11 protein-coding genes are annotated in these 14,004 nt (G+C 33.4%); 5 read left to right on the top strand and 6 right to left on the bottom strand.

Annotation, left to right across the window (positions count from 1 at the left end; genetic code table 11):
* Positions 1 to 13: 13 nt before the first annotated feature.
* Positions 14 to 790 carry a DUF6261 family protein gene (locus DK441_RS14475; protein ID WP_109851357.1) on the bottom strand — a complete coding sequence of 259 codons (777 nt, stop codon included), beginning with the start codon at positions 788 to 790 and terminating at the stop codon, positions 14 to 16.
* 27 nt (positions 791 to 817) lie between these two features.
* On the opposite strand from DK441_RS14475, the gene DK441_RS26605 reads away from it, so the two are divergent.
* Positions 818 to 976, top strand: a complete 159-nt coding sequence (locus DK441_RS26605; protein ID WP_160112100.1) for a hypothetical protein — start codon at positions 818 to 820, stop codon at positions 974 to 976.
* Between the two features lie 695 nt (positions 977 to 1,671).
* Here the strand turns inward: DK441_RS26605 and DK441_RS14480 are convergent.
* From DK441_RS14480 to DK441_RS14495, 4 genes are read right to left on the bottom strand one after another with little or no spacing between them, the layout of a single operon-like run.
* Complete coding sequence (locus DK441_RS14480) at positions 1,672 to 5,172, bottom strand: efflux RND transporter permease subunit (protein WP_109851358.1); 3,501 nt, start codon at positions 5,170 to 5,172, stop codon at positions 1,672 to 1,674.
* A 7-nt stretch (positions 5,173 to 5,179) separates the two neighbouring features.
* Entirely contained in the window at positions 5,180 to 6,346 is a 1,167-nt protein-coding gene (locus DK441_RS14485) for an efflux RND transporter periplasmic adaptor subunit (RefSeq protein WP_109851359.1), read from the bottom strand.
* 7 nt (positions 6,347 to 6,353) lie between these two features.
* Complete coding sequence (locus tag DK441_RS14490; protein ID WP_109851360.1) at positions 6,354 to 7,715, bottom strand: TolC family protein; 1,362 nt, start codon at positions 7,713 to 7,715, stop codon at positions 6,354 to 6,356.
* Positions 7,716 to 7,720: 5 nt separating this feature from the next.
* Positions 7,721 to 8,320, bottom strand: a complete 600-nt coding sequence (locus tag DK441_RS14495; protein WP_074409571.1) for a TetR/AcrR family transcriptional regulator — start codon at positions 8,318 to 8,320, stop codon at positions 7,721 to 7,723.
* Between the two features lie 184 nt (positions 8,321 to 8,504).
* On the opposite strand from DK441_RS14495, the gene DK441_RS14500 reads away from it, so the two are divergent.
* From DK441_RS14500 to DK441_RS14510, 3 genes are all read left to right on the top strand, one after another.
* Complete coding sequence (locus DK441_RS14500; RefSeq protein WP_109851361.1) at positions 8,505 to 9,479, top strand: polyprenyl synthetase family protein; 975 nt, start codon at positions 8,505 to 8,507, stop codon at positions 9,477 to 9,479.
* Entirely contained in the window at positions 9,472 to 9,825 is a 354-nt protein-coding gene (locus DK441_RS14505) for a hypothetical protein (protein WP_109851362.1), read from the top strand. Before DK441_RS14500 ends, DK441_RS14505 begins: the two co-directional genes overlap by 8 nt.
* A gap of 68 nt (positions 9,826 to 9,893) precedes the next feature.
* Positions 9,894 to 10,520, top strand: a complete 627-nt coding sequence (locus tag DK441_RS14510; protein ID WP_109851363.1) for a hypothetical protein — start codon at positions 9,894 to 9,896, stop codon at positions 10,518 to 10,520.
* 9 nt (positions 10,521 to 10,529) lie between these two features.
* On the opposite strand, the gene DK441_RS14515 is transcribed toward DK441_RS14510, so the two are convergent.
* Positions 10,530 to 11,054: an alpha-ketoglutarate decarboxylase gene (locus DK441_RS14515; RefSeq protein WP_109851364.1), complete on the bottom strand. Its 525-nt coding sequence runs from the start codon at positions 11,052 to 11,054 to the stop codon at positions 10,530 to 10,532.
* 114 nt (positions 11,055 to 11,168) lie between these two features.
* Here DK441_RS14515 and DK441_RS14520 point away from each other — a divergent pair, with 114 nt between their 5' ends.
* Positions 11,169 to 13,943 carry a 2-oxoglutarate dehydrogenase E1 component gene (locus DK441_RS14520; RefSeq protein ID WP_109851365.1) on the top strand — a complete coding sequence of 925 codons (2,775 nt, stop codon included), beginning with the start codon at positions 11,169 to 11,171 and terminating at the stop codon, positions 13,941 to 13,943.
* The last annotated feature ends 61 nt before the right edge of the window (positions 13,944 to 14,004 follow it).

Genomic DNA, 14,004 nt, shown 5'->3' on the forward strand with positions numbered 1-14,004 from the left:
TTTTTTGATAAGACTACACTTCTCCCTGGTTAGGATCAAAATCATCATCCAATTCTTGTTCAGTTTCCGATTTGCCATGTAAACGACGTTCAATAGATAGGTTATATTGCTCGGTAAGCGCATTGAGATTACCAATATAAGTTTCAAATTGGCTAATACCTTTAGTTTTGGCTCTGATAAAAATCCAGTCAAGTACTTCTCGAAGTGCTGCAGTAGTACGTTTTCGTAACTCAGTAATATTAAGATTACTTTGCTCACGTTGCTGTTCTTTAAGCCTAGCTTTAAAGATACTATCAAAAGATTGATGCGCATCTTTCATCTCATTAAAATATTTACGTTGGTGTAATGCGTCTATAGCTGTACCTAATTTAGAATCTTCTTCGACTTCCTCTATAATCTCATCCATTACCCCGCCTTGTTGATTATACGCCATATCATAAATGGCTGTACCGTGTTTGGTAATCGCTTTGTAGACAAGATTAGCTTGATTACGGTCATTTTCATCCCGGGCAAAATCGGCAATGAGTTTTACTCCTCGTTGTACCAGTTTAAGCCCGTTATCACGATACCGGTCCAACATAGCCAGTTCTGGAGTAAGAATACTTCCTCTGTTTTTCTTATATACAGTTTTAAAGCTGTCGTATTCTGATGTAAGTTTATCGATATAGGATGTTAACTCCATTGCGCCCAGATCTTGCTCATTGCTTAATTCTAATAGTGTACGAGTGTATTTAGAGAATTCCCCGTTTTTAAAATTTTCTAGTTTTGGTGCTACTAATAAGTCTTTCATTGTTTTTTGTTTTAAGATTATTGATATATGTATTTTGGTTATTCTCAGCGTTTTTTATATTTCTTATTTAGAATGATTATACAAAACTGGAAAACGCCCTGGGAAATCAGAGACGTTTCCAGTGCAACTGGATATGTTGCCGGAAAACCCGGGGCGATTCCAGTGCTACAAGATATGCTGTCGTAAAATCCGGAAAGATTTCCTATACATCTAGAGTGCTCTCTGGTTTTTAGTATGGGTTTTCTTTTTAACTGGTAGGTCCATTCGATATTTTTGATTAGAATATCTTGCATATTTTATCATTCGCGGTACAATGATAATACATGGTAGTTTCATTTTTCGGAACTGGGATTTTTTTGAAATAAAACATAACTTAACCACTAGAATTATTGGTTGAATTAAATTATATACTGTATAGACTTTATAATGAACTCATAATGATTAATGTTAGAATACAAAGCAAATAATAAGAGTGAAGCCTCATTATTGATTATAATCTGTTTTAAATAAAACAAGATCAGGACTTTTAAGAACTGGCTAAAATAGAATTACTGTTAAAAAGTGACATAATTACTGTCAAAAAGTGAAACCAATTATGGAGAAGGAATTCCTAATTTCGTCGCATAATACAAACTCACTTATATTAAGGATAGTCAGAAGTGAGAAACAAAATTATATTTTCCCCAAACGGCTTTTATACAGAAGTATAGAAGCCGTTTTTGTTTATTTTTTTAAATTATAGACGCTGTTTCGTGCTAACAGAAGTTTTCCTACCGCCTTTTTTAGATTCATTTATCACCAACTAACTAGAAGATATAAGAACTAAACAAAAAAAGTCACGGTATAAGCCGTGACTTTTTTGTGCTTAATTTTATAAAATGTTATGCTGTTGCAGTTACTGCTGGTATTACTGCAACTTTCTTTTTACTAAACCTAATTTTAATACGGTGTACAATAAAGAATAGCACCGGAACAATAATTAAGGTCAGGAATGTGGCTATGATTAGTCCATAAATAACGGTCCAGGCTAGTGGTCCCCAGAAAATTACATTATCACCACCCATATATATTTTTGGATTAAACTCAGAAAATAAAGAGAAAAAATCTATGTTTAACCCTATTGCCAGAGGGATTAATCCTAATACTGTAGTAATTGCAGTTAATAATACTGGTCGTAAACGAGCTCTACCTCCTTTAATGATTACTTTCATTACTTCTTCATTGGGTAATAAATCTTTTTCAGGAACATTAAGTTCTACTTTTTTACGATCTATCAAAAGTTGAGTATAGTCTAGTAGCACTACTCCATTATTTACCACAATTCCGGCTAGTGAAATAATCCCCATCATTGTCATCATTATTACAAATGAAGCTCCGGTAATTAATATTCCTCCAAAAACGCCTATAAAACTTAGGAAAATGGCAATCATGATTATAGTAGGTTTTGAGATTGAGCTAAACTGAAAAATAAGAATTAACATAATAAGTCCAAGCCCAGAAAAGAAAGCACCCATTAAAAATTTCATTTGTTTGTCTTGTTCTTCTATCTGACCTGTGTAATCAATTTCAACACCTTTTGGAGGTTTCGAAAAACTAGCCATTTCGGTTTTGATCTGGGATACAATTGCTCCGGCATCTGTATAACCAGGTTGAAGACCGGAGTATACTGTAACTACTCTTTTGGCTTTTTTATGCTTAATAGCACTAAAAGAAGAAGTGTTTTTTTGCGAAGCTACTGTAGAAACAGGTATCTCTTTTAGTTTTCCTGTAGCTTGATCTCTAAATGTAATATTTTGGTTAAACAGCGCGCTTGTATTATATCGATTAACTTCATTAAATCGAACATAGATATCATAATCTTCTCCTTCTTTTTTATAAACTCCGGCTTTTTCTCCAAAGATTGAACGACGTAATTGATTACCAACCTGGCCGGCAGCCACACCTAATTCACCTGCTTTTTCACGATCTACAACCACTTGCATAGCAGGTTTCCCTTTATTAACATCAATTTTTAATTCCTCAATACCAGGGATGTTTTTTTCATTAATAAAGTTACGCATTTGTTCTGCAATATTGATCAGTTCATCATAATCGGGCCCCTCGATTTCAATATTAATAGGATATCCTGCAGGAGGACCTACTGCATCTTTTTCTACAGAAATAGCAACCCCAGGATAAATTCCTTTTAAGGCATCTTGTACTTTTTGGCGAAGTACTTCAGAATCTTTTCCTTTTCTGAATTTGTATTCTCTCATCACTGCTATGATTTTAGCACGATGTGGCATTTCTGCACTGCTTCCTCCATCGGTTTGCGGATTAAATGCACCTTCTCCTACTTGAGAAACCGCAGTTTCTACCAAGAAATTATGATCTTTTCCTTCTATATATTCCTTACTGTTTAAAACAGCATAAACCCTCTTTTCGATATCAATAGTAATTTCATTGGTTTTTTTGATATCAGTACCCTGTGGATATTCAATATAAACGATAATTTGGTTGGGTTTGTTATCAGGAAAGAATTCAATTTTAGTACGTTGATTCCCAACAGAAGCTCCAAACATTGCAAATACAATAAATAGGAGTAAAAATGTTCCAAAGGTAAATCCATAGACACGCCATCCTTTTAAAGCAAAGGCTAGAAATTTTTGATATTTATTTTCTAACCAGGCCAGAATTCTTTTTTGAAAGAAGTTTGCCGCTTTTTTAAGCACATATTTGTATACCCAGAACATGATTGCAGTAAAGATCATAAGGCTTCCTAAGCCTCTTACAGCTCCTCCAAAGATGAGTATGAAAATACCAATACCTCCTAAAATAGCACTTAAGCGTATCAATTGTTTTACAGAGAGTTCTTTTTCTCCAATTTCCATAAATTGGGAAACCAACATAGAGTTAATAAATATGGCTACAAATAGAGAGGATCCAAGTACTACCGATAATGTAATTGGGAAATAGATCATAAATTGTCCCATTACACCAGGCCACATTCCTAAAGGAACAAATGCTGCTACAGTGGTTAAAGTAGAGATGATTATTGGAAATGCAATTTCACCAATACCCTTTTTGGCAGCTTGTATTCTCGACATGCCTTCTTCTTCCATCAAACGATATACATTTTCTACTACTACAATACCATTATCAACCAACATCCCTAATCCCATAATTAAGGCGAATAGGATCATGGTATTCATGGTATATCCCAAAGCAGATAGGATCATAAACGACATAAACATAGACATAGGAATAGCAAACCCAACAAATAATGCATTTCTAAATCCTAAAAAGAACATTAATACTCCAACCACTAATATGATCCCAAAAATAATATTGTTGACCAGATCATTTACCTGGTTAATAGTTTTCGAAGATTCGTCGTTAGCAATATTGATATTTAAATCTTTTGGAAATACGTCTTTTATAGCATTTGCTATAATCTTATTTATTTTTTCGGCAGCCTCAACCATATTTTTACCAGAGCGTTTTTTAACTTCAAGCATGACTACATTGTTCCCAAAATCTCTGGCATAAGTAGTTTTGTCTTCATCTCTAAAAGTTACTTTGGCAATATCACGCAAATACACTGCACCATCCTGAGATTTAACAACAAAATCATCTAATTGCAAAGGATTATTGATTTCACCTAATATTCTAATAGTACGTCTTTGTCCGTTAGTAATCATATTTCCGGCAGACATAGTAATATTTCCATTACGGATTGCATTAATGATATCATCAAAACTTACTTTGGCAGCCATCATTTTATAGATATCCACAGCAACTTCTACTTCTTTTTCCTGAGCACCTCTGATGTCTACTTTTTTGATTTCGGATAGATCTTCAATTTTATCTTCAAGGTATTCTCCGAATTTTTTTAATTGATCAACTGGGTAATCTCCAGTGATGTTGATGGCCATAATCGGAGTTTCTTCAGAAATACTTAAATCAAAAACATTAGGTTCTACCTTAGCACCATTAAAAGTAGGCCAGTCTTCATTTGCTTTTTCAGAATCGACTTCATCTTTTACCTTTTGCTTAGCTGCCGGTACAGAAAGTTCTTCATCAAACTCTACGGTTATAATGGCATAATCTTCTTGAGAAGTTGAAACAACCTCTACTACATTACTTACATTTTTTAATTTATCCTCTAGTGGATCTACGATTAGGCGTTCTATATCTTCTGCAGTATTCCCGGGATAAGGAACACTAATGTATATTTTGGTTTCATTGATCTCAGGAAAATTTTCTCGTGGCATAGAAAAATATGCCGAAAGCCCCAAAACCAGAAATATCCCAATCATTACATAGATAGTAGTAGGGTTATCTATAGCCCAAGATGATAATTTAAATTCCTTATCTACCTTTTTCTTATTAACTTCTTCCATAGGAGTGTTAGTTTAAAATTTTAACTTTCTGACCATCTTTTACACTTCTTGCACCTTCACTAATTATAGCATCACCACTATTAAGACCTTTGGTAATCTCTATGAGGTCTCCTTGTGTTTTCCCTGTTTGAATGATTACTCTTTTGGCTTCAGCAATATTTTCAGAATTCTTATCCAGAGTAACATAAGTATATTGATCTCCTTCTGCATTTTCAGAAATGATACTTTGTGGGATTAGTATCGCTTTTTCATTAGTGTAATCATTAATTTTTACTTTGGCAGTAAGATTTGGTTTTATGGTTCCTCCATTCGAAGGAATACCAACTTCTACCATAAAAGAACGATTGTTTGGATTGATATAATTTCCTACTTGGCGAATCTTTGTGTTAATTGTCTTTCCAAGAATTGGGAAATACACTTCTACATCTTTTCCTTTAGTGATATTTGGGATATAACGCTCAGGGACTTCTGTTTCGATATACATATCATTTAAATTGACAATGCGTATTAATGCAGACTGTCCGGGAGAGACAACACTTCCCTGTTCTGTAATGACATCATCAATAACACCAGAAAATGGTGCGTTTACAGTTGTTTTTGCTAATTGGCGTTTGATCTGGTTTACCACATTTTGTTGAGCTTCAAAATTTGTTTTAGCTTCCAGATATTGAATTTCCGAACCAATTTTTTGATCCCATAGTCTTTTTTGACGATCAAATGTTGTTTTTGCTAATTGTGCCTGTACTTCTACCTGAGATAATTGTTGGCTTAATCCACCATCATCAATTCTGGCTAATAATTGTCCTTTAGATACTTTTTGTCCTTCTTTAACATAAACTCGGGTTAAGATACCGCCCATTTCGGGATACAGAACTATATTCTTTTTGGTCTCAACATTTCCTTGTAACTCCAGAAAATGATTAAACAAAGTATCTTTGGCCATAATCGTAGTTACCAAAGGAAGTTTTTTTACAGAATCTAAAGAAGCGATTGCCTCGTCTAATTGTTTTAATTGATCAGCAACAGCTTGTTGCTCGGCTACTATCTCGGTTCTTTTTGCACGTAATGCTTGCAGATTACCGTCTTCTATAATTTTATCAATAGACTTTGTATTATTTTGTCCACATGAAATGATAAGAAGTGATATAGATAATATGGTAAGTATCTTTTTCATAATATGGTTAATTATTATTTGGTGTATTTAAAATCGTTTCTAGTTCAGCCTTTTTGTTGATAATGTTAAGCATAGCATTCAATACTTCATTCTGAGAAGAGTATAGCTGTAATTGTGCTTGTCTTAATTCAAAACTAGAGGCAAGGCCTTCTGTGTATTTAATCTGATTTTTTTTCTCTATTCGCTCTGCTAGTGTGAGATTTTGCTTCGAGGTATCATAACTTTCTATCGAAAACTTATAATCACTTATAGCAGTGTCATACTTAAGTTGTATCTCTCGTTGAATTCTCAGAAAATCGGTTCTCGATTGTTCGTCAGCTATTCTGGCCTGTTGTGTTCTGGCACTTCTTTTTAAAGAACTGAAAATCGGAATCTTCAGGCTCGCTCCCAAAATAGAAGATTGAAACCAGCGTTGATCACTATCCAAAAAAGTAAAAGAATTACTATTGGCTTGTGTACCATAATTAACAAAAGCAGACAAAGAGGGGAGTGCCCTACTTTTTTCTAGTTTTAACTCTAACCGCGTTTGTTCGGTAAGAAGGTATGCTAATCTGTAATCTATATTATTTTCTATGTTAAATGGTTTGGCAGTAACAGATTTATCCATGTTTTTTAAAGCAAGACCATCTAAATTATCAGAAAGCACAATATTCGAATCAACAGGAACTCCAAGAGTTAAATTAAACATTTGCATAGCGATTTTTTCTAACCGTTCTGCGTTATTAAACTGATTCTTAATCTGTAATAAAGTGATTTGTAGTTGTTCTACATCTTCTTCTTCGGCCAGACCATTCTCAAAAATCTTCTTTGTTTCCAGATAATTTTTCTCTAGAGTAGCGACATTATTTTTAAGAATCTTTACGCTTTCCTGAGCCACAAGTACACTTCCATATGCGTTAATAACACCTTTACGGACTTCGAGTTGGGTTTTTTCTTCAACATCATTGTTATATTGTAAAAAACTCTTTGCGGCTTGTAAACCAACTAAATAAGAACCATCAAAAATAAGCTGACTTAGAGTTGCTGTTGCCGATGCTTGTTGTTTTGTTCCAAAAACAACAGGAACAAAAGTCCCAGGCTCTCCGCCGGTAACTTCTCCTGGTAATAGCGAAACAGGTTGCTTTAATTGATTTTGATAATCGACCAATGCACTAATTTGAGGAAGACCATCTGCAGTGGTTTCCCATTTTCTTTTAAGTGCTTTTGCTACATCACGTCTTGCATTAATAGATTGATAACTGTTTTCTAAGGCGAATTCTATCGCTTCATCTAGTGTAAAGGAATATGAAGAATTTGCTGGCGGCTGTTGGGCTAATATTGTGGTTGTAAATAACCAACCCAGACAGATTAACCAAAGGTTGTTTCTCATAGATATTACTCTTTTATTAGTAGATTGTTTAAAATTTTTAATCCTTTTTCTGTTGCAATGCCCCTAACATGATATTCCAGATAATCTGCCATAAGCTGAGTTATAGGAAATTTTTGCATCGGAAACATTTCCTGATCCTTTATTCCGATCATTCCATTAAAATATATTCTTGAAATAAATTGGATGTCTATATTTTTTCTAAAAACCTCCTTTTTTATTCCTCTATCCAGGTTTTCAATAACACACTCTTGCATAACCTCAAATTGTTTTGCTTTAAGAGTTTTGTATATCTTCGGATAGTATTTTTGAAGTTGATATTGTGGCGCGGTCTTTTCATTTTTCAGATGATGCATCACAAAGGCTTTAATTGCATATAATTCTTCGATAGGCCCATTTTTTTGATCTACAATAGTGTCTATTCCATTAGAAATAGTACAAAAAAGATGATCTGTAGTTGCCTTTACCAGTGCTGTTTTATTTTGAAAATGCGTGTAAATTGTCTTTTTAGAAATTCCCATCTCGGTAGCAAGATCATCCATAGTAACACTCTTAAAACCCAGGTTCAAAAACATATCATTAGCTTTTTCTATTATTTTGTCTTTCATTAAAAGGGTTCTTTTTTTTTGCCAAATGTACATCCGGAAACTTTAAAAACAATAAAAGTTTCCTGAGTTTCACAAATTTTTAACATTACGCCCAGATTTTGATCAATACAATGTTTTAAATACGAGATTATGATTAGCATTAGTTTTTTAAAAAGTTTCAATTACTTTAGCATAAAAAAATACTGTGCACACAATTTCTGATTATCAGAGGTATTTTTTAGAATATCTATCTAAAAAAACGATAACTAAAGAACCCAAGAATCTTTATGAACCAATATCCTATATTCTTAATCTTGGTGGTAAACGATTGCGGCCGATTTTGGTATTAATGGCTTCCGAAATTTTTGGAGGAGATTACAAAAAAGCTTTAGATGCAGCATTGGCTATAGAGGTTTTTCATAATTTTTCATTAATACATGATGATATAATGGATGATGCACCTCTTAGGAGAGGAAAAGAAACTGTTCATGAAAAATGGGATATAAATACAGGAATTCTTTCTGGAGATGCAATGTTGATTAATGCTTATCAATTGTTTGAAAATTATGAAGGAAATACTTTTAGAGAGCTGGCTAAACTATTTACCAAGACTGCAATAGAAGTATGTGAGGGACAACAATACGATATTGATTTTGAAACCAGAGATGATGTTACTATTCCCGAATATATCCAAATGATAGAATATAAGACGGCGGTTTTAGTTGGCGCAGCGATGAGAATGGGAGCTACCGTTGCTAATGCTCCAGAAGATTGTAGATCCTCAATTTATGATTTTGGAAGATTATTAGGATTAGCATTTCAACTTCAGGATGATTATTTAGATGCTTTTGGGGATCCTAAGACTTTTGGTAAACAAGTAGGAGGGGATATTATTGAGAATAAAAAAACTATTTTGTATCTAAAAGCTTTAGAATTTGCAAGTGAAGAGGAACGCAAGCAATTAAAAGAATTATTTTCTCTTACTCCTAATGACCCATCTCAAAAAATAGATATTATAAAACATCTTTTTGAGACCACCGGAGCAAAAGATAAAACACGATTAGAAATTGAAAAATATACCAATAAAGCATTTTCGGTTTTAGAAACCCTCTCTATTACAGAAGATAAAAAAGCGATATTGAAATCATTTGGAGAAAAATTAATGAATCGAAGTGTCTAACAGATATAGTCTTATTACCGCAAAGCAATTAATAGATGAGGTGTCTAATTTTGATTTGTATCCTCAATTTCTGGCGCAATTACAAAAAGATCTGAATCGTGCAGGGATTGATTATGATATCAAAAGTAAAACACCTCAGGATCTGTTTTCTGAAGTGGCGTACTTGCTTGTTGAAAAATTACAGAATGCTTTTAATGAGTATCTTAATTTGTTGTATGCTGTAGATGTCTCTGAAACTAAGATAAGAAGCCTGGATTCTGAAAATAGTGTTGATATAGCAGAATATGCTGCGTATTTGATTCTAAAGCGAGAGTGGCAAAAGGTTTGGTATAGAAACAAAGGGTGAGATTCTATTGATCAAAAATTTATCTTAGATGTAAAATAGAATGTAGAATAACTAGAAATTTTAAACGTATGAAGTTCTATAGTAGCATTTTCTTATTTTTCGTATTAACCATTAATTATGGTCAGGATATTTCTCAAGATAAAATAAACATTTCTTATGAAGAGTTTTTGAGAGAAGTTGGTAAAAAAGAAAGAGACACTTTGATTAAACAATTATCCAAAAGATATCATTGTTCAGAATATTTCTCAGGGAACATTTACTATTATTATAAAAATGATCAATTAAAATTGATAAAGCATATCTATAAGCAAAACTGGGATAATAGTTTAGAATATTACTATATCGAAAATGATACACTACAGTTATTTACAACATTTACCGAGATTATTCGATCTAATACTCGTTATACCAAGAGCGAAAGAGAAACGTCTTTTTCAATGGAGAAAGTGTTAGATGTTACTGAGAATCGAACATTTTTACAGCAAAATCTTATTGTAATGTGCCATGAAAGGAAGGATATGAAAAAACAATCAGAGTGGGATCAGGATTTTTTTAATACACTTAGTTTTAAAAAAATAGATTGTACTACAGATGTTGAAGATCTACGATATAAATATAGGACACTTCGCAAAGCTGAAAAAAAACTCGTGAAATATGGAGGAAAACCACATAATTGTATTTTTTATTTGTGGTAAGACAATTCTTTAGAAAAATACACTAACAAAAGGAGTGTAGGGGCTTCCGTAGATACTTTTATCGCTATCATAAAGGAGGTCATAACGAATACCAACACTTACATTACCAATACGATAACCACCACCAATGAATAGCGACGGATACCAATAATTTTCTTTCAGGTCCTGTGCGTTTTCAATTTCAAGAGTTCTCGAAACTCCCATTTCCTGAAACTCAAGTGAGAGTCGAATTTCTCGTATTGGGCTATAAAAAGCAAGGACACTTCCTCCATAATTGGTCGCTGTAAAATTGTTAGATTCAATATATCCAAAACTAACTCCCATTCCGACGGCAAATTGTTCATTAAAATTATATAGTCCCGATGGTTCGATTACTCCACTAAAAGTATCATTGCCAAAACCAATTCCCAGATTGCCTCCAAAACTAACATTGGACCAAAAATTATCGTTTTGAGAATAACTTTTTTGTAAGGAAAATAAAATTGAAAGAACTAAGACAAGGATTTTAATATTTTGATGAACATTTACTTTCATTGTTAATTTTATGAAAAATTATAATATAAATATAAATAATTCGATACCTAATATACCGTAATTATTGTATTTTTGTGGCGTTTTATTATTTAAAAGACAGTTGAATACTTACATATGGATAAATATTCATTTTTAAATGCGGCTAATACCGCATTTTTTGCAGATTTATATGATCAATATATACAGAATCCTGATAGTGTAGAACCTAGTTGGAGAGCATTTTTTCAAGGATTTGATTTTGGAGTAGAAAATGCTAATGGTTTAGAAGAAACTATGTATGTTGATCAAGCACCAGGAGAAACTGTTGCTATTCCCCAAAATGTTCAAAAAGAATTTCAGGTAGTTCGATTAATAGACGGATATAGAACTCGAGGGCATTTGTTTACTAAAACAAATCCTGTAAGAGAGCGAAGAAAATATATCCCAACATTGGCTTTAGAAAATTTTGGATTAAGTCAGGCCGATCTTAATACAGTTTTTAATGCAGGAGAAATTATTGGGGTAGGTCCCAATACATTAAGCAATATTATTGTCCACCTAGAACAAATATATTGTGATTCTGTTGGTATCGAATATATGTATATTCGTGACCCAGAAGAACGAGAGTGGATACAGGCTCGGGTTAATTTTAATACCAATAGAACTAAGTTTTCTATAGATCAAAAGAAACATATCCTTAGAAAATTAAATCAGGCAGTTTCATTCGAAAGCTTTTTACATACTAAATATGTTGGCCAAAAAAGATTCTCTCTCGAAGGAGGAGAATCTCTAATTCCTGCTTTAGATGCATTAGTAGAAAAGGCAGCTAATCTAGGGGTAAAAGAATTTGTAATGGGTATGGCTCACCGTGGTCGTTTAAGTACACTTACAAATATTTTTGGAAAAAGTCCAAAAGATATCTTTAGCGAATTTGATGGAAAAGACTACGAGGAAGCAATATTTGATGGGGATGTAAAATATCATTTGGGTTGGACCTCTAAACGAGAATCAGATTCTGGAAAAGCAATTAATATGAATATTGCTCCTAATCCATCACATCTAGAAACAGTAGGTGCTGTAGTAGAAGGAATAACCAGAGCAAAACAAGATACACATTATAAAGAAAATATTTCTCAGGTGTTACCTATAGTGGTTCATGGAGACGCAGCTGTGGCTGGACAAGGACTCGTCTATGAGATTGTTCAAATGGCTCAGCTAGATGGATATAAAACCGGAGGAACTATACATATAATAGTGAACAATCAAATTGGGTTTACGACTAACTATTTGGATGCACGTTCATCAACGTATTGTACCGATGTTGGTAAAGTTACCCTATCACCTGTTTTACATGTAAATGCAGATGATGCAGAAGCAGTTGTTCATGCAACTAATTTTGCATTAGATTTCAGAATGAATTTTGGTCGTGACGTATTTATAGATTTACTCGGATATCGCAAATATGGTCATAATGAAGGAGACGAACCACGCTTTACTCAGCCTAAGCTATATAAAGCTATTGCCAAGCACAAAAATCCGAGAGATATTTATGCAGAAAAATTGATTTCTGAAGGTATTATAGATACAGATCATGTTGCTAAACTTGAAAAAGAATATAAAGCATCCCTCGAAGAAGAGTTAGAAGATTCTCGTAAGCAGGAAAAGACTGTGATAACTCCGTTTATGCAAGATGAATGGGCCGGTTTTGAAAGAATACAAGAAGATAAAATGATGGAAGTAGTTGATACTACGTATCCAAAAGATAAACTTACCGAAATAGCAGAAGTTATTACCAAGCTTCCTTCGGATAAAAAGTTTCTTCGTAAAATAGAAAAAATAGTAAATGACCGACATAAAAGATTCTTTGAAACAGACCAATTAGACTGGGCAATGGGAGAACTATTAGCTTATGGTTCTTTGTTAAAAGAAGGATATGATGTGAGAATGAGTGGGCAAGATGTAGAAAGAGGAACATTCTCGCATAGACATGCTGTTATCAAAGTAGAAGACAGTGAAGAAGAGGTAGTGCTACTAAATAATCTAAAAGGTGATCAGTCAGATTTTTATATCTATAATTCATTATTGTCAGAATACGGAGTTGTAGGATTTGATTATGGGTATGCGATGGCAAGTCCAAAAACGTTAACGATCTGGGAAGCGCAATTTGGAGATTTTAGTAATGGTGCACAGATTATGCTGGATCAATATATTTCTTCTGCAGAGGATAAGTGGAAATTACAAAACGGTTTGGTGATGTTGTTACCACATGGTTATGAAGGGCAGGGGGCAGAACACTCTTCGGCTCGTATGGAACGATATCTTCAACTTTGCGCAAAAGACAATATGTTTGTTGCCGATGTAACAACACCTGCTAATTTGTTTCATTTGCTACGTAGACAAATGAAAGCAAAATACCGTAAACCTTTAATTGTATTTACGCCAAAGAGTTTATTACGTCATCCTAAAGTACATTCTTCTGTAGATGAATTTGTCAATGGCAAGTTTCAAACACTATTAGATGATCCGGATGCAAAAGCTACAGCTGTAAAAACGTTGGTTTTTTGTACAGGCAAATTCTATTATGACTTATTAGAAGAAAAAGAGAAACTAGAAAGAAAAGATATTGCTTTGGTACGAATAGAGCAATTATTTCCTTTGCCAGCAGCAGAGATGGATGCTGTAATCAAAAAATATAAAGCAGATGAGGTGGTTTGGGCACAAGAAGAACCACGTAATATGGGTGCGTTAAGTCATATGTTAATGAATTATGATGAGGCAAAAACATTTAGATTTGCAAGTAGAAGATCATATGGAGCTCCTGCAGCAGGTAGTGCAACCAGATCTAAGAGAAGACATCAACAAGTAATTGATTACGTGTTTGATAAAACAAAAAATAATCAAAGAAGATAAAAATTTAGTAAATAAGTAAGTATAGTTAAAAGTTTCCGAAGGAAATTATACAAAGGATAAA

Origin of the sequence: Aquimarina sp. AU58 (assembly GCF_900312745.1) — a bacterium.
Lineage (GTDB): Bacteria > Bacteroidota > Bacteroidia > Flavobacteriales > Flavobacteriaceae > Aquimarina > Aquimarina spinulae.